Source organism: Streptomyces sp. SGAir0957, from assembly GCF_043523415.1.
This window is the reverse complement of the sequence record NZ_CP027293.1, coordinates 4780999-4798308: the sequence shown is the minus strand read 5'-3', so window position 1 is coordinate 4798308 and position 17310 is coordinate 4780999. Positions and strand designations below refer to the sequence as shown.

At 71.5% G+C, this 17310-nt stretch carries 15 protein-coding genes and 1 pseudogene; 5 read left to right on the top strand and 11 right to left on the bottom strand.

All coding sequences use genetic code 11. The annotated features are described in order from the left end of the window. Positions 1-229: 229 nt before the first annotated feature. The 3 genes and pseudogenes from C1N81_RS26380 to C1N81_RS26370 form a co-directional block, all read right to left on the bottom strand. Entirely contained in the window at positions 230-1282 is a 1053-nt protein-coding gene (locus tag C1N81_RS26380) for an alcohol dehydrogenase catalytic domain-containing protein (protein ID WP_394433125.1), read from the bottom strand. Beyond that, positions 1279-2468, bottom strand: a pseudogene (locus C1N81_RS26375) (acyl-CoA dehydrogenase family protein). Before C1N81_RS26375 ends, C1N81_RS26380 begins: the two are co-directional and overlap by 4 nt. Positions 2469-2485: 17 nt before the next feature. Continuing rightward, entirely contained in the window at positions 2486-3397 is a 912-nt protein-coding gene (locus tag C1N81_RS26370) for an SDR family oxidoreductase (protein WP_394433123.1), read from the bottom strand. A gap of 101 nt (positions 3398-3498) precedes the next feature. On the opposite strand from C1N81_RS26370, the gene C1N81_RS26365 reads away from it, so the two are divergent. Continuing rightward, complete coding sequence (locus C1N81_RS26365; protein WP_394433121.1) at positions 3499-4425, top strand: cyclase family protein; 927 nt, start codon at positions 3499-3501, stop codon at positions 4423-4425. Positions 4426-4692: 267 nt separating this feature from the next. On the opposite strand, the gene C1N81_RS26360 is transcribed toward C1N81_RS26365, so the two are convergent. From C1N81_RS26360 to C1N81_RS26350, 3 genes are all read right to left on the bottom strand, one after another. Continuing rightward, a complete protein-coding gene (locus tag C1N81_RS26360; RefSeq protein WP_394433119.1) occupies positions 4693-5154 on the bottom strand; it encodes an ATP-binding protein in 462 nt (153 codons plus the stop codon). A gap of 412 nt (positions 5155-5566) precedes the next feature. Continuing rightward, a complete protein-coding gene (locus tag C1N81_RS26355) occupies positions 5567-6550 on the bottom strand; it encodes an acyl-CoA dehydrogenase family protein (RefSeq protein ID WP_394433117.1) in 984 nt (327 codons plus the stop codon). 1 nt (position 6551) lies between these two features. Next, on the bottom strand, positions 6552-7709 hold the full coding sequence (locus tag C1N81_RS26350; RefSeq protein WP_394433115.1) for an acyl-CoA dehydrogenase family protein: 1158 nt from the start codon (positions 7707-7709) through the stop codon (positions 6552-6554). A 174-nt stretch (positions 7710-7883) separates the two neighbouring features. On the opposite strand from C1N81_RS26350, the gene C1N81_RS26345 reads away from it, so the two are divergent. After that, positions 7884-9449 (top strand): class I adenylate-forming enzyme family protein, encoded by a 1566-nt coding sequence (locus tag C1N81_RS26345; RefSeq protein ID WP_394433113.1) that lies wholly within the window; start codon positions 7884-7886, stop codon positions 9447-9449. On the opposite strand, the gene C1N81_RS26340 is transcribed toward C1N81_RS26345, so the two are convergent. Continuing rightward, positions 9433-9930, bottom strand: coding sequence for an EF-hand domain-containing protein (locus tag C1N81_RS26340; protein WP_394433111.1), 498 nt, complete (start codon positions 9928-9930; stop codon positions 9433-9435). The genes C1N81_RS26345 and C1N81_RS26340 overlap by 17 nt on opposite strands. Positions 9931-10052: 122 nt before the next feature. Further along, positions 10053-10472, bottom strand: coding sequence for an STAS domain-containing protein (locus C1N81_RS26335; protein WP_394433109.1), 420 nt, complete (start codon positions 10470-10472; stop codon positions 10053-10055). A 221-nt stretch (positions 10473-10693) separates the two neighbouring features. Between C1N81_RS26335 and C1N81_RS26330 the strand changes: the two genes are divergently transcribed. Together C1N81_RS26330 and C1N81_RS26325 are read left to right on the top strand one after the other, a co-directional pair. Next, positions 10694-11266: a sigma-70 family RNA polymerase sigma factor gene (locus C1N81_RS26330; RefSeq protein ID WP_394433107.1), complete on the top strand. Its 573-nt coding sequence runs from the start codon at positions 10694-10696 to the stop codon at positions 11264-11266. Further along, positions 11263-12489: a maleylpyruvate isomerase N-terminal domain-containing protein gene (locus tag C1N81_RS26325; protein WP_394433105.1), complete on the top strand. Its 1227-nt coding sequence runs from the start codon at positions 11263-11265 to the stop codon at positions 12487-12489. Before C1N81_RS26330 ends, C1N81_RS26325 begins: the two co-directional genes overlap by 4 nt. Positions 12490-12752: 263 nt before the next feature. On the opposite strand, the gene purU is transcribed toward C1N81_RS26325, so the two are convergent. Further along, positions 12753-13631: a formyltetrahydrofolate deformylase gene (gene purU / locus C1N81_RS26320; RefSeq protein WP_394433103.1), complete on the bottom strand. Its 879-nt coding sequence runs from the start codon at positions 13629-13631 to the stop codon at positions 12753-12755. 49 nt (positions 13632-13680) lie between these two features. Next, positions 13681-14181, bottom strand: coding sequence for an SCO4402 family protein (locus C1N81_RS26315; protein WP_394433102.1), 501 nt, complete (start codon positions 14179-14181; stop codon positions 13681-13683). Positions 14182-14298: 117 nt separating this feature from the next. Between C1N81_RS26315 and C1N81_RS26310 the strand changes: the two genes are divergently transcribed. After that, complete coding sequence (locus C1N81_RS26310; protein ID WP_394433100.1) at positions 14299-15567, top strand: ABC transporter substrate-binding protein; 1269 nt, start codon at positions 14299-14301, stop codon at positions 15565-15567. Between the two features lie 16 nt (positions 15568-15583). Here the strand turns inward: C1N81_RS26310 and C1N81_RS26305 are convergent, their stop codons facing one another. Then, positions 15584-17233 (bottom strand): hypothetical protein, encoded by a 1650-nt coding sequence (locus C1N81_RS26305; protein WP_394433098.1) that lies wholly within the window; start codon positions 17231-17233, stop codon positions 15584-15586. Positions 17234-17310 lie beyond the last annotated feature (77 nt).

Here is a 17310-nt window from a genome sequence, read left to right as displayed (position 1 = left end):
GACGGGAGGGGCCGGTCGGGGCATGTGCGCGCGCAGCACAGTACACGCGGTGACGAGGCCCGAAGCAACGGACGAGGCCATCAAGATGGCGAGCACGCACATGCCCCGACCGGCCCCGCCCCCACCCTCGCACCTGCCGAAACGAAACGGATGGCCGCTGACAGAAGCGGAAGTCCCACCCTCCATTCCTGCGGGAGGGGGCCAGAACGTGAGTATCAGAACGTGAGTATCAGAACGTGAGCACCCCCCGGGCAACCCGCCCGCCCTCGGCATCCGCAACGGCACCAAAGAACTCCTCGACGGGATAGGTCCGAGTGACCAGCTCATCGAGCAGCAGCCGCCCTTCGCGGTACAGATCGGCGTAGAGCCGGATGTCCCGCTGAGGCCGGGAGGACCCGTACCGACACCCGAGCACGGATTTGTCGAGGAACAACGCGGCAGGCACGAAGGAGGCCTCAGCGTCGGCCGCGGGCATCCCGAGCAGGACGGCCTGCCCGTGCCGATCCAGCAGTTCGATGGCGGCCCGCACAAGGTCGACCCGCCCCACACACTCAAAGACGTGATCGGCCCCGTCGGGAAGAAGCCCCCGTACGTCATCGACGGAGGTCAGAAAATCAGTCGCCCCGAACACCCGGGCAAGACGTTCTTTCTCCGGATTGGAATCAACGGCGACGATCCGCAACGCCCCGGCGATCCGGGCCCCTTGCAGCACATTCAGCCCCACCCCACCGGCCCCGATGACCACGACGGAGTCCCCCCGATCGACCCGCGCCCGATTGAGCACGGCCCCCACCCCGGTCACCACCCCGCACCCGATCAACGCGGCGGAGGTCAGCGGAATCTCCTTGGGTATCTTCACGGCCTGGACGGCTTTGACGACGGTCCGCTCGGCGAAGGCGGAGTTGGAGGCGAACTGATAGACGGCCTCCCCGCCCGGCCGGGAGAACGGCCGCCGGGGCGCCCCGATGGCCGCACGGCACATGGTGGGCCGCCCCCGGTCGCACTCCGCACAGGCCCCGCAGTTGGCCAGCGTGGAAAGAGCAACGTGATCTCCTACGCCCACATGCGAAACCCCGTCCCCCACGGCCTCGACGACCCCGGCCCCTTCATGCCCGAGAACGACGGGCCGAGGAAACGGAATAGTCCCGTCGACCACACTCAGGTCGGAGTGACAAAGCCCGGCAGCGGCAACACGCACAAGCACTTCCCCGGCGAGAGGCTCTCTCACCTCAAGGTCGTCCACCACCCGGACCCGCCGCCCGTCGAACAGAACACCCCTCATGACGACGCCTCCTTGGGCAGGCCGAGCACCCGCTCGGCGATGATGGTGCGCTGAATCTCATCGGCCCCGCCATAAATGGTGTCGGCGCGACTGAAAAGAAAGAGAAGCTGCTGCCGATCGAGCTCATAGGGAGCGTCAGCGGACCAGTCACACCCCGAAATACCGCCGGCGGCCCCCCGAACCCGCACAGCAAGCTCCCCGAGCCGCTGATGCCACCGCCCCCAAAGCAACTTGGCCACACTGGATCCCCCCGGAACGGACCCGCCACCCACCATCCGCAAGGCGTTCCACCGCATGACCCGCAATTCGGCCCACAACTTGAAACATTCCCCGCTCACCACGGGATCCCGGAGAGCCCCACACGCACCGGCAACCCCGACGACGGACCGCAACTCCTCCTCGAACCCGATCTGCTGAGCAAGCATGGAAACCCCCCGCTCCACCCCGAGCAGCCCCATGGCAACCGGCCACCCGCCCCCACTTCCCCCACCACACACTCGGCGACGGCCCCGTCGAAGAAGACCTCATTGAATTCACACCCCCCGGTCAGCTGCCGAATGGGCCGCACATCAATGCGCCCGGGCTGATCCATGGGAACCAGCAGAAAGGAAAGCCCCCGATGCCGCCGGGACCCCACCTCCGTACGGGCCAGCACAAAACACCAGTCGGCGACATGCGCGAGCGAGGTCCACACTTTCTGCCCACTGACCCGCCACCGCCCATCTCGCCCCGGGACGGCAGCGGTCCGCAAGGAGGCAAGATCGGATCCGGCCCCGGGCTCGCTGTACCCCTGGCACCAGAGCTCCTCCCCCCGGGCGATCCCCGGCAGGAACCGCTGCTGCTGGGCCGCGCTCCCGTAGGCCAGCAGGGTGGGAGCCAGCAGGTTCTCCCCGATGTGCCCGCACCGCCCGGGCGCCCGGGCCCGCGCGTACTCCTCGGCGAAGACGACCTGCTGGGTCAGAGACCCCACCCGGTTCCCGAACCCGCCGCGCCCCCACCCGAGCCCGATCCACCCACCCCGCCCGAGCTCCCGCTCCCACTCCCGCCGCTCGGCGACCCCGAGATGCTCCCGCCCGGGCCCGCCCATCCCGACGAGCCCCGCGTACTCCCCTCGAAGACGAGAGGAAAGCCAGCCGGCCACGTCTTCCCTGAACGCGCTGTCCCCCTCACCGAACCCGAACTCCACCCCACCCACCCCACTTTTCACTGATTGGGCCGCTCTTCGGCATGGGCAGCCCGGGCCATCTCCTCCAGAACCTCGAGCATCGGCATGGGATCACTCCCCACAGCCCCGGGCAGAACCTCGGCGATCCGCTCAGGAGTCCAGCGCTTCTCGGCATAAACGGCCCGGATCTCCCGAGGCTGAGCCCACAGCGCGATCTTCGCCCCGGCAACGGTATAAACCTGCCCGGTGATCCCGGCAGCCCGAGCAGACTCGCTCAACAGATAAACGACGAACGCGGCAACATCCTCAGGCTCCCCCATCTCTTTCAGCTCGACAGGAACATTCGCGGACATCCGAGTACGAGCAACAGGCGCAACGGCATTGGCGGTGACGCCGTACTTATGCAGCCCCAAAGCAGCACTGCGCACCAACGAGATGATCCCGCCTTTGGCGGCGCTGTAGTTGGCCTGGGAGACGGACCCTTGATGGTTCCCGCTGGTGAACCCGACCAGCACACCGCTCCCCTGCGCACGCATCACCCGAGAGGCAGCCCGAAAGACGGTGAAGGTCCCTTTCAAATGGGTGGCGACGACGGGATCCCATTCCTCCTCGGACATGTTGAAGAGCATCCGCTCACGAAGAATCCCGGCAACGCAGACAACACCGTCGATCCGCCCGAACTCCTCCACGGCGACGTCGACCACCCGCTGCCCCCCGGCCATGGTGGAAACATCGTCGGCGACAGCGACAGCGCTCCCACCCGCGGCGCGGATCTCCTCGACCACCCCCACCGCGACCTCGGAAGCGGGCTCCGCACCGTCGACACGGACCCCGTAGTCGTTGACGACGACGTGCGCCCCCTCCGCGGCACAGGCGACCGCGACGGCCCGCCCGATGCCGCGCCCGGCGCCCGTCACGGCGATGACCTTGCCGGCCAGAAAGTCCCCCACGCCCGTCCCCTTCTGCCAAATCTGACGACCCGTTAGATTTACCGTCGAGCCAGATTCTACGACCCGTCAGATACGGGAAGACAAGACCCGGGAGGCCGTCGATGCCGCTGCCCGCCGAGTTCCACGAGATCGCGAAGCGCGTGAACAACTGGGGCCGCTGGGGCCCGGAGGACGAAACCGGGACCCTGAACCTGATCACGAACGACGCGGTCCACAGGGCGGCGGCCGAGATCCGCACGGGCCGCCGCGTCCCGCTGGCCCTCCCGCTGAAGGAGGACGGCGTCCAGTCGGGCCTGATCCCGGGCCGGATCAACCCCCACCACACGATGGTCCAGATCAACCAGCGGATTTTCGGCCCCGACACGGTCGCGACCAGCGACGACTCCGTGACGATGGGGCTGCAGGCGGCCACGCACTGGGACGCGCTGACCCATGTCTCGCACTCGGGCCGGCTCTACAACGGCCGCCCGGCGGACACGATCACGGCGCACGGCGGCGCGGAGTTCAGCGGCATCGACAAGGCCCTGTACGTCGTCTCGCGCGGTGTGCTGCTGGACGTGGCGGCGGCGAAGGGCCTGGACCGGCTGCCGGGCGACCACGCGGTGACGCCCGAAGACCTGGACGAGGCGGCGGAGTTCGGCGGGGTGACGGTCCGCGCGGGCGACATCGTGCTGGTGCGCACGGGCCAGATCCAGGTGTATCTGTCCGGCGACAAGCACGGCTACGGCTACCCGTCACCGGGCCTTTCGCTGCGTACCCCGGAGTGGTTCCACGCCCGCGACGTGGCGGCGGTCGCGAACGACACCCTGACGTTCGAGATCTTCCCGCCGGAGATCGAGGACCTGTGGCTGCCGGTGCACGCGCTGCATCTGGTCGAGATGGGGATGCTGCAGGGCCAGAACTGGAATCTGGAGAGTTTGTCCACAGCCTGTGGAGAAGAGAACCGCTACACGTTCTTCCTCTCGGCGATGCCGGAGCCGTTCAAGGGGGCGACGGGCACCCCGGTGGCTCCGGTGGCGGTGCTCTGAAACCCGGCCAGAGCACCTCCACGGCAACGATCCGAACTTCGCCGAGGGCCCCCGTCACAAGGGCCCTCGACGTCCCCTCGCAGCGAATCGCTGACCATAAGCGTGATCAAACGGACACCCGGCGTCAACACCCGTCCGGGTATTTGCACTTAATGCGGCAATCCTCCGGGCGCGCACGGAAGCACTGCGCGGGGGCGAACCCGGCGCACGGCCACGGCCACGGGCACGGGCACGGGCACGCACACGCAACGCACACGCGAAGGACGATCACACGGCCTCGAAGGCCGCCCCGCCGTACGCGCCCACACCACCGACGACGGCCCCGGCGCACCGGTCGAGTTCGCACCAGATGGCTTTGCCGCCGCCCTCGTGCCGCCAGCCCCACCGGTCGGCGAGCCCCTCGACCAGTTCGAGCCCCCGCCCGTTGGTCTCCTCGCGGTCCGCGTGCCGGGGCGTGGGCGGCCGGGCACTGGCGTCGGCGACCTCGACGCGCACGGTGCCGGGACACTGCTCCTGGACGCCGGGCAGCACCATCCGCAGGACGGCGGGCCGCCCGGTGTGCACGACGGCGTTGGTGACCAGTTCGGAGACGAGCAGGATCAGCGTCTCGGCCAGCGGCTCGTCGTCCTGTATCCCGGACCCGGCGAGGCGGGACCGCACCCATTTGCGGGCCCGTCCCACTTCCGCGGGGTCCGCCCCGACATCCAACTGAACCTGAAGCACCTGCACCGCTCACACCATCCGAACCGGCGGACACGTCGCCTCGCGCCACTGACCATCCTGGACACTGCCGGGGATCACGGACCGTGATCCCCTTGCTGCACAGCATGGTTGACGTACAGTCACCCCAACAAGCGCTTCGGGCATATTCCAGCGCGAAGGAGTACGCGTGCGGCATACTGTGCGACGCGTCTCGCGGGGGGTCGAACAGGCGGGCATGCGGCTCCGTCCTGCGCTGCGAGCGGCACACATCCCTGGTCCCGGAGCCGCCTCTGAGGCGACGCCGACACCGTCGTCGGGGATCAGCACCACTCGCATCTGCCACAAGGTACCCGAGCCGACGGCCGACTCCGCGCCGTGACGAGCTTCCCGAAGGACACAACCCGGTATCGACGCACCGTCACTGTCCGTACACCCTTCCTCAAGGCGTGCCGAGTGCGGCGGCGAGCGTCTCCTCGGCGGCCCGCGCGCCGCCCGCCAACTCGGCGCGCACCCAGGCCCGCTTCAGATGCAGATGGACGTCGGCTTCCCAGGTGAAGCCCATGCCGCCGTGCACCTGGAGGCAGTCGCGGGCGCCGCGCACGGCGGCCTCGTCGGCGAGCAGCCCGGCGGCGGCGACCTCGACGGGGTCGCCGGTGACGGCGGCGGCGTAGACGGCGACGCGGGCCAGCTCGACCCGTACGAGCATGTCGGCGCACAGGTGTTTTATTGCCTGGAAGGCCCCGACGGGCCGGCCGAACTGCTCGCGCTGCCGTGCGTGTTGCACCGCCATGTCGAGCGTGCGCCCCGCGGACCCGAGCTGCTCGGCGGCGTAGAGAAGCCGCGTCTCGGGCGGGACCGGCCTCTGATCGGAGGACACGACGTGCAGCGGCGTGAGCGGATCGACCGACTCGATCAAAACCCCACCCGCACCATCCCCTCTCCCACCATCTCCGCCCGCACCATCCCCGCCCCCACCATCTCCGCCCGCACCATCCTCGCCCCCACCATCCCGGCGCCCACCACCCCTGCGCCCACCATCCCCGCCCCACCCGCGCACCACATCAGCCGCACCCATCCACGGCACGAGCCCCCCGCTCGCCTCCGTCACCACCACCTCGCCCCGGGCCGCCCCCGGCACCTTCCCGGCCGCGAGGAACGTCGGCACGACCGGACCCGGCAGCAGCGCCCGCCCGCACTCCTCGAACACCACGACGGCCTCCGGGAGCCCGAGCCCGGTGCCGCCCTCGGCCTCGGGCAGGCGGAGCGAGAACAGCCCCGCGTCGCCGAGCTCCCGCCACAGGCCGCGGTCGAGGGCGGGCCGTTCGACCGCGCTCCGCAAGGCGTCCCGCCCGAACCGCCGGGCCAGCAGCCCCCGCATCCCGTCCCGCAGGCCGACCTGCTCGGCCGACAGCCGGAAGTCCATGTCAGCCCCCTCCCCCCGCCCCGGCGCCCTTGGGCAGCCCGAGGATGCGCTCGGCGACGATGTTCCGCTGGATCTGCGAGGTACCGGCGGCGATGGTGTACGACAGCGACGACAGCCGGTCCAGCGTCCACTCCTGCCCGGTGTCCAGTGAGGCCGCGCCACCGAGCACCATGGCGGCGACGTCGTACAGCCGCTGCCGCGCGTGCGAGTACCGGAGCTTGAAGACGGACCCGCCGACGCCCGGCACACCGCCCCCGCCGGCCTGCGCCTCGCTCACGTTCCACTGGGTGAGCCGCCACAGGGCGCTGAACTCGGCGTGAAGGAGGCCGAGTTCGCGCCGCAGCACGGCGTCGTCCCACCGCCCGCTCTTTCGCGCGTGGCCGGCCAGCTCGCCGAGGACCCGTCGGCAGGCGACGACCTCCCCCACGAACGCGGTCCCGCGCTCGAACGACAGGGTCACCATCGTGACGCGCCACCCGTCGTTCTCGTCGCCGATCCGGTGGCCGACCGGCACGCGTACGTCGTCGAGGAACATCTCCGCGAACTCCGTGGACCCGGCGAGCGTGCGCAGCGGCCGGACGGTGATGCCGGGCGCGTCCATCGGCATGGCCAGCCAGGAGATGCCGCGGTGTCTGGGCGCGTCGGGGTCGGTGCGGACGAGCAGTTCGCACCAGTCGGCGACCTCGGCGTGGGAGGTCCAGATCTTGGAGCCGTTGACGACATACGTGTCGCCGTCGCGCACGGCGCGCGTCCGCAGGGCGGCGAGGTCGGACCCGGCGTCCGGTTCGCTGAACCCCTGGCACCACACCTCCTCGCCGCGCAGGATCGGGGGAAGCCAGCGCTCCCGCTGTGCCGCGCTGCCCTCGGCGGCGACGGTCGGCCCCGCGTGCAGGAGGCCGACGAAGTTCGCGCCGACGTACGGGGCGCCGGCCTTCTCGGTCTCCTCCAGGAAGATCAGCCGTGTCGTCGGCGAGGCGTCCCAGTGGACGCCGCCGTACCCGACGTCGTGGAGCCGGCGCTGCCATCCGGTGTCGTAGGCGCGCCGTCGGGGCCAGTCGCCGGGCGACGGCTTGGCGGGAAGGGCCGGCAGCTCCGCGCTCAGCCACTCCCGCAGCCGCGCCCGGAACTCCTCCTCCTCATCGGTGTACGTGAGGTCCATGGTCTGAAGCCCCTCCGCGCGCGGCACCTGGGCGGCGTATCTGATGACCCGTCAGACGCAGGCTAGCCCCGCACCCCTGGACCGACAAGGAGCGCGGTCCTACCCTCGACGCTAATTCTGACGCACCGTCAGTTGCCGGAGCCGGGATGCCGGGCACTCCTTGGGGGTCACGCCATGACGCACGCCACCGCACACGCCCTGGCCGCCTCCCGCACCCTGTGGGAGCTGGTCGAACGCCGCGCCGCGCACACCCCCGACCGCCCGGTCCTCCTCCAGGGCGACCGCACGCTGACCTTCGGCGAGCTGCGCGACCGCTCCGAGCGCGTGGCGGCGGGGCTGTACGGCCTCGGCGTGCGCCCCGGCACCGTCGTCGCATGGCAGTTGCCCACCCGCATCGAGACGGCCCTGCTCTCCTTCGCCCTCGCGCGCATCGGCGCGGTCCAGACGCCCGTCATCCCGTTCTACCGGGACCGTGAGGTCGGCTTCGCGCTGCGGGAGTCCCGGGCCGACTTCTTCGCGACCCCGGGCGTCTGGCGCGGCTTCGACCACACGGAGATGGCGCACCGGCTCGGCGCGCGCGGCGTCTTCGAGGCGTACGAGGACCTGCCCGAGGGCGACCCCGCCGTCCTCCCCGCGCCGCCCGCCTCCGGCACCACGGTCCGCTGGATCTACTGGACGTCCGGCACGACCTCCGACCCCAAGGGCGTCCTGCACACCGACCGTTCGCTCATCGCGGGCGGCTCGTGCCTCGCGCACGCGCTGCGCCTGTCCGCCTCGGACGTCGGCTCGATGGCCTTCCCGTACGCGCACATCGCGGGCCCGGACTACACGGTGATGCTGCTCCTGTACGGGTTCCCGGCCGTGCTGTTCGAGCACTTCGCACTGCCGGACGCGCTGGCGGAGTACCGGCGCCACGGCGTCACGGTCGCGGGCGGTTCGACGGCGTTCTACTCGATGTTCCTGACCGAACAGCGCAAGGCCCCCGACCGGAAGCTGATCCCGACGCTGCGTCTCCTGGCGGGCGGCGGCGCGCCCAAGCCGCCCGAGATCTACCACGCCGTGGTCCGCGAGATGGGAGTGCGGCTCACGCACGGGTACGGCATGACGGAGGTGCCGATGATCACGATGGGGGCGCCGGACGACACGGCGCACCACCTGGCGACGACGGAGGGCCGCCCGCCCGAAGGCATGGAGATCCGCGTTGTGGACGAGGCGGGCAAGGAGGTCCCCGCCGGGGTCGACGGCGCGGTCCGGCTGCGCGGGGAGGCCGTCTGCCAGGGCTATCTGGACCCGTGCCAGAACGCGGACGCCTTCGACACCGACGGCTTCCTGATCACCGGCGACCTGGGCCACGTCCTGCCCACGGGGCATCTCGTCCTCACCGGCCGGGCCAAGGACATCATCATCCGCAAGGGCGAGAACATCTCCGCCAAGGAGATCGAGGACCTGCTGCACCGGCACCCGGCGGTCCAGGACGCGGCGGTCGTCGGCCTGCCCGACGCGGAGCGCGGGGAACGGGTGTGCGCCGTCCTCGAACTCCGGCCGGGCAAGGCCCCGTTGTCCCTTGCCGACCTCACGACGTACTTGCGAGGTCAGGGCCTGTCCACATTCAAACTGCCGGAACAGCTGGAGATCCTCGACGCCCTCCCCCGCAACGAGACGCTCCGCAAGGTCCTCAAGTACAAGCTGCGGGAGCGCTACGCGCGCGAGGAGGGCCCGGACGTCACTCGGGGACGGTGAAGTACCGGGCGAAGCCCTGGACGACGTCCTCCTCGGAGATCCGCCCGTCACCGTCCGCGTCGAGCGCGGCGATGGCCGTGGAAGCGGCCTCGCCCTCGACGCCCAGCGCCGTGAGCACGCGCCGCGCGGCGTCCGCGCCGACACCCGCGCCCTCCGGGCCGGCGATCGCGATGGTGGCCCGCAGGAACGGCCGCGCGATCTCGGCGAACCGCTCCGGGCTGTCCCGCAGCCGCTTCACCGCCCCGGTCACGAACTCGCCCCGGGTCACCCGCTGGTCCCCGTCCACGTCCGCGATCCCGGCCATGCCCTGCCAGAACGCCTCCGCGCCCGCGAACAGGTCCTGGCCCTTGTCGCAGCGGGCCGTCGTGTCGAACTCGGCCAGCACCGCCTTCGCCGCGACGTAGAAGTCCTCGCGGTCGATGTAGCCGTTGCCGTCCTGGTCGAAGCCGGCGAACCGGTCCGCGATCCTCCGCTCGTCCATGCGCTTGAGCCGCCTCTCACATCGGTGGTCCTGGGTCATGGGGCCTGTCCACCAGGGAGGGTACGACGGACCGGGCGCCCCGGGGCAGAGAGGAGTGCGCGGTAGGGCCCCGGGGCCGGGGGTCAGGCCGACAGCGGCTCCGCCTCGTCGTCCACCGCCGCCGCGACGTCCGGGTAGCACTCGAAGAGACGACGGACACCGAGGGCGCCGAGGACCCGGTTCACGTGCGAGCCGTCGACCGCGCCCTGCGCCGGGAGTATCAGGCGCAGACGGCCCTGGCACGACCGCATCAGCCGCCGCGTCGCGACGAGGACACTGACCCCGCTGGAATCACAGAACAGCACGTCGGAGAGGTCGAGCACGAGGCTGTGGCGGCCGTCGGCGACCGCGTCGTGCACCCGCTGGCGCAGCGCCGGGGAGCTCACGAGATCCATCTCGCCCGACACCCGTACGACGGCCCACTCGCCCCGCCCTGTCTCGCTCACCCTGAGCGTCACGCGCCACGCCTCCTCTCGCACCACCACCGAACCGGAACTGCTCATTACGTTTGCACTGCGCGGCTGCCCGGCCCGCAGTGCGCCGAAACACCCGGCGTCCCCGGTTCCTTATCACCCACCACCGTCCCACGCCGCGCAATGCGGCAAAGGAACGTGCGTTGTCGGCACCGCGGACTACATTCGACTATGGAGGCAATCAGTTCAGAGTTGGAGTGCAAGCGTTCAGTCCAGCATTTCAGGAGTACGGGCGGTCGTGAGGGGGCCCCATGCCCAAGGACACTCCGTCCCGCTGGGACCGGAGGATGCAGCAGCGCCTCGCGCACGGCGAGGCCGCCGCGCTCGGCGAGCTGTACGACCGGTTCGCGTCCCTGGTGCACGGCCTGGCCCACCGCGTCCTGGAGGACGAGGACGCCGCCGACCAGATCACCCGCGAAGTCTTCGCCCGGATCTGGGAGAACCCCGAGGCCTACGAACCCAAACAGGGCCCGCTGCGCTCCTACATCGCCACACTCGCCCACCACCAGGCCGTCCGACTGCTGCGCCAGACCGAGTCCGCCGCCCTCGTCCGCACCGGCCTCGGCACCACCGAGGACCTGGAGCGCAAGGTCCGCCACGCCTCCGCCGCCGCCCGCGCCGACTACATCGTGACATCGATGCCCGCCCCGCTGCGCGCCGCTCTCGAACTCGCCTACTTCCAGCGCCGCGATTACCGCCAGACCGCCGCCGACCTCGGCGTCACCGAGGACGAGGCGCGCCGCCGCCTCCGCCTCGGCCTCCAGCTGCTGTCCACGGCGCACGACAGCGGCACGCCGCCCGACCGGTACGGGAGGCCGGCATGAGCGGACCGCACGGACCGGGCCGCTCCGGCCCCTACGACGACGAGCCGGACCGCGGACCCTACGGCGCCACGGACGCGCCCCGCATACCGGTCCCCCGCGTCTCCGTCGAGGACGCCGGGCCGCTCCCCGACCTACCGGCGGTGGGACCCCTCGTGCTCGAGCACCGCGTCCTGAAGTCCCTGCTCGGCGCGTGGGCCCTCGCCGCCTGCTCGCCCGAGGAGGCCGCGGCCGTCGACGTCCACCTGGACGAGTGCGGCGACTGCGCCGAAGAAGCGCTGCGGCTGCGCGACGCCGTCGGGCTGCTGCACCCCGAGGAGTCCCTCGACCTCGACCCGATGCTGCGCTCCCGCGTCCTGGAGAGCTGCCTCAACCGCCGCCCCGCCCGCATCCCCGTCCCCGACTGGGCCACCTCGTACGACGCCGAGACCGCCCGCCTCGACGCGCTCCTCAAGGACATCGGCGACAGCGACTGGCACGCGCCCGTGCGGCTGCGCTGGTACGAGCACGACGAGCAGGTCAGCCGCCGCACCACGGTCGCCGGAGTGATCGCCCACCTCACCAGCGTCGACGGGCTCGTCGCCCGCGCCCTCGGCCTCGACGACCCCTGCCCGGGCACCCCGTCCGCCCTCGACGGGCTCGGGCCCACCGCGCGCACGGAGGCCCACTGGAAGGCGACGTCCACGCCGCCCACCCGGGCCGTCCGCGAGCCCTGGCGGGACCAGTCCCACGCGCTGATCCGCACCGTCTCCTTCGCCGGGTCCGACACCGGTGGCTCCGGCGGCCTCCCCGTCCCCTACGGCGACTTCGACCTCGCCCTGCGCGACGCGATGATCGACCGGGCCTTCGAGTGCTGGATCCACGCGGGTGACATCGCCGACGCCGTCGACTACCCGTACGAGCCGCCCGCCCCGCGCCACCTCAACCGCATGATCGACCTGGCGGCCCGGATGCTGCCCGGTTCGCTGGCCGCGCGGGGTGCCTCCGGCGGGGGTGGGCGCAATGTCCGCCTGGAGATCGAAGGCGCGGGCGGCGGTGAATGGCTCATCGCCCTCGACGGGGAGGCGCCGGGGCGCGAAGTGGCCCACGTCGCCCTGGACGGCGTCGAGTTCTGCCGGCTGGCGGCGGGACACGTGTCTCCCGACGAGGCGGCAGCGGGCCAGGTGGGCGACCGCCAGGCCATCCGAGACGTCCTCTCAGCGACAGCGTCCCTGAGCCGCCTGTAGCGGTTTTCCGAGTGCGGGTCTCGTCGTGGCTGGTCGCGCAGTTCCCCGCGCCCCTGAGATGCGCACTTCGTGCGCCATCTCAGGCGTGGGCGGGGGGGAAGGCGCGGCGAAGCCGCAGGCCTTCAGGGGCGCGGGGAACTGCGCGAGCGACCACGACGGCGGCGCACCCGAAAACCGATGGGGTCGCCGCACGAAGTGCGCACCCTAGGGGCGCGGGGAACTGCGCGACCAGCCACGACGGCGGCGCGGACGCGCGGACGCGGCTAGGCGAAGACGACCGTGCGGCGCCCGTTCAGGAGAATGCGCCGCTCCGCATGCCACTTGACGGCCCGCGCCAGCGCCTGGCACTCGACGTCCCGCCCGATCGCCACCAGCTGATCCGGCGTGACGTCATGCCCGACCCGCTCGACCTCCTGCTCGATGATCGGCCCCTCATCAAGATCCGCGGTGACATAGTGCGCCGTCGCCCCGATGAGCTTCACGCCCCGCGCATGCGCCTGGTGATACGGCTTCGCCCCCTTGAAGCTCGGCAGGAACGAGTGGTGGATGTTGATGATCCGCCCGCTGAGCTGCTTGCAGAGGTCGTCCGACAGCACCTGCATGTACCGCGCGAGGACGACGAGCTCGACCCCTTGCTCCCGCACCAGGTCGAGAACCTGCTGCTCGGCTTCCGGCTTGGTGTCCTTGGTGACCGGGATGTGGTGGAAGGGGATGTCGTAGGAGGCGACGAGCTCGCGGAACTCGGTGTGGTTGGAGACGACCGCGGCGATGTCGACGGGCAGCGCGCCGATCCGGGCCCGGAAGAGGAGGTCGTTCAGGCAGTGCCCGAACTTGCTGACCATGAGGACGACCTTCATCCGGTCGGAGGCCCGGTGGATCTGCCAGTCCATCCGGAAGGAGTCCCCGATGGCGGCGAAGCTGGCCCGCAGCTTGTCGACGGTGACGGGGGCGTCCGCGCTGAAGTGGACGCGCATGAAGAACAGTCCGGTGTCGTGGTCACCGAACTGCTGGCTGTCCTCGATGTTGCAGCCGGTCATGAAGAGGTAGCTCGACACGGCGTGCACGATGCCCTGCTTGTCGGGGCAGGAGAGGGTGAGGACGTACTGCTCGGGGCCGGTGGCGACAGGCGCGGACGAGTTCATGCGAAAAGGTTCGCACATCACTCTCCGCTCGCTCCATTCAAGCGATGTTCTACGCGGCCCGCGTCATGATGTGCAGCACTTCGAGGGTGTGCGGCGCCGTGTCGGGGTCCTCCCCGTCGCTCGTGGCGAGGCGAACGTGCGCGTCGCGGGCGGAGCGGACGGCGTCCGGCCAGCCGGGGTCGTCGAGGTAGGCGGAGACGGGCGCGTCGGGCCCGACCTGGTGCATGATCCGCAGGACCCGGAGCACGGCCGTGTCGACGAGGGCCGCTTCCTGCGAGTCCCGGAAGATCGTGCCGACGTATTTCTCGGCGGACCAGTTGTCGAGCCAGGTGTCCTCGACGAGGCGGTACACGGCGTCGGTCACGTCCCCGTACCCGTCCACACCCGCCAGCCAGACGTCCCGCTGGAACGAGGGGTCGGAGAGCATGTGCAGCGCGGAGCGCACATTGCTGCGCCAGCGCCACCACGGCATGTCGTTGAGTGGCATGCCGTCCATTTTCGACGAGCGACGGCCACGACGGGAAGACTTCTCCGAGCTTTGCACGGTCATCGATCGTACGTCCCGTGCCCGCGGGCCCCGATTCGCCCCCGTAATTCACCCTCGCGTCACCATGTGTTGCCCGTGGGTCACTCGGTGGTTAGAGACGTGACGGAATCGTGCGGGTCCATGACCGGTCGGCGCCACACCACGCTCAAGAACCTCTCCCGTCTCGCCGCCCTCGCCACGGGCGCGGCCCTGGTCGCCGGCTGCGGCCTTGTCCCCGGGACCACCGCGTCCGCCGGGGACGACACGGTCACCGTGATGACCTGGGCCCCGGAGCGGACCGCCGCCACCAACATGCCGGGGATGCCCGCCATGGCGCAGGCGTACGCGCGCTGGGTCAACGCCCACGGCGGCATCGGCGGCCGCAAGCTGAAGGTCCTCACCTGCAACGACCAGAACGACAGCGTGGCCGCCGCCAGGTGCGCGCGCTCCGCCGTCGACCAGGACGTCGTCGCCGTCGTCGGCTCCTACAGCCAGCACGGCCGCGCGTTCCTCTCCCCGCTGGAGTCCGCGGGCATCCCGTACATCGGCGGCTACGGGGTGAGCGAGACGGAGTTCACCAGCCCGCTGTCCTACCCGGTCAACGGCGGCCAGGCGGCCCTGCTCGCGGGCACCGGCGAACAACTCGCCGCCGACTGCGACCGCACCGTCCTGATCCGCCCGGACACCATCACCGGCGACGGGCTCGCCGCCGTGCTCAGCACCGGCCTCGCCCTGCGCGACCGGCCCGGCGCGCGGGACCTGCGCGCCGCGGAGGACGCCACCGGCTACGGCGACGAGGCCCGCGAGGCGCTGTCCACCGCGAGCGGCGACCCGACCGGTGACGGCTGCGTGGCCGCGGTGCTCGGCGACCGTACGGACACGTTCTTCGACTCGTTCCGGCGGCTGCGCGCGGACTATCCGGCGGTGCGCACGGCGACGGTCCTCGGCAGCGTCGACCAGTCCGTCATCAACCGCACGGGCGGCGCGCGAAGCCCGTACGAGGGCGCGTACGTGACCGGCTGGTACCCGGCGGCCGACGACGCGCGCTGGAACCCGATGCGCGAGGCGATCAACGAGCAGGCGTTCGGCGACAACCGGATCGACCCGGCGGACACGGGCGTGCAGACGACCTGGATCGCCTACACCGTCCTCAAGCGGGTCATCGAGGGGCTCGGCGACGGCGAGGTGTCCGCGCGGAGCGTCCGGATCGCTCTCGACAAGGGGCAACGGATCACGACGGGCGGGCTCACCCCGCCGCTGCGCTGGAACTACGCCCACCTGTCGGCCGCGGCCGGGTTCCCGCGCCTGGTCAACGCGCGGGTCACCTTCCAGCAGGTCCGCCAGGGCCGGCTCGTCGCGACCCGCAAGGGCCTGGTGGACGTGACGGACATCCTGGCGAAGGCGCCCTGAGCGGGCGCCCGGCCTTCTACAGCTGCACGGCGGTCCGCTGGGTGAGGCCGTACTTCGCGGCGATCTCGTTCCACAGCTTGGCGGCCTTCGCCTTCTGCGTGGACGCCGTCGAGCTGGCGGAGTCGCCCGCGTGGCGCTCCCCGGTCACCTTGGCGTGCCCCTTGTGGCAGCCCTTCTTCCCGGCCGCCTGGTCGCCCCACGCCGCGTAGTGGGTGTCCGCGGAGGCGGACGCCTTCCACGCCTCGGTGAGCGCCGTCTTCAGCTCGGCGTTGGCCGGGAGCTTGTCGACCGCGAGGCCGTTGAGCCGCGTCACCAGGTTGTTGCGCTGGGTCGCGGCGTCCCGCAGGGCCTGCGAGGCGGGGCCGAGTTTCTTGCAGGCGCCGATGTTCCCGACGGCCCCGACGACGGCCTCGCGGCTGTTGCCCGAGTCGGCGAGCAGCTTGTCCAGGGCGACGGCCTGCTCCTTGGCCGGGTCGGCGGCCGGCGCCGAGGACTCGGCGGAGGCGGCGGGCGAGGAGTTCGACACGGTCTCGGTCGAGTCCGTCTTCTTGTCGTCGTCACCGCCGCCGCTGAGCATGGCGCCCGCACCGATCCCGACGACGAGGAGTCCGACACCGACGGCCGCGATCATCGGCAGCTTCGATCCGGTACGGCTCTTGCGGCGCGGCGGCTCGGGCTCGTACGCCTGCTGCTGCCCGTACTGCTGGTGCTGCGGGGGCTGCTGGTGCTGCGGGTGGGGCTGGTTCGGGCGGCCGTACTGGGGCGGCGGCGTCTGCTGGGCCTGCGGGTCGAACCGCGGCATCTGCTGCGTCGCCCCGGCGGCGCTCTCCGGCTCCGTGCGGAACAGGGCGTCGAACTCGGCCGGCGGCTGCCGCTCACCCGGCTCACCCGGCCGGACGTCGTAGGCACCGCCCTGCGGCTGCTGAGCCTGGTGCGCCTGCGGCGCCTGCGGCGACGGCTGCGCGGGCACCGGCGGAATGTACTGCGTCGCCTCGCTGTCCGGGCCGCCCGGCACCGCGTCGGGCAGCGCTCCGGGCATCGGCTGCCGGACGGCGCGGCCGAGGAACTGGGTGGCGTCGGGCGCGGGGGCCTCGGGCGGCAGCGGCGCGGCCCCGGTCTGCGGCGCCTGATGCGGCTGATGCTGCTGACCCTGGTGCGGCTGGTGCTGCTGCGCCGGATACGGCTGATGCTGCTGGTACTGCTGGTGTTGCTGGTGCGGCTGATCATGCGCCTGGGGCTGCTGGGGTATGGACTGCATCGGCGGTACCGGCGCTATGTACTGCGTGGCATCGCTGTCCGAGCCGCCACCGGGAACACCGGGAACACCGGGGGCACCGGCGTACGGGGCGCCGTAGGCCCCGCCCTGCGACGCGTCGTACCCACCGGGCACGGCCGGCGGCAACGGCTGCGCCTGGTGCTGCGGCAGAGGCTGCTGCGCGGCCGGCTGACCCCACTCGTACGTCGGCATCGGCCCGGCCGCCTGAGCCTGCTGCGACTCGGGCCCCCACGGCTGGCCCCACGGGGACGCGCCCGCGGGCCCCGCCTGGTCGCCGAACGTGCCGGGCAACAGGGGAGCACCGCCGTCGGCGGGCAGCACGACGCCTTCATGCGCCTGCCGTGCCGCGGGAAGATGCGGGTCTTCACCCTGTCCGCGCTGCTGCGTCACCGGGACTCCTACGTAGGGGGGTCGGAATCGTCGGCTCACGCTACCGGGTCCCCGCACGCCCTTGCTACGCACCTCAA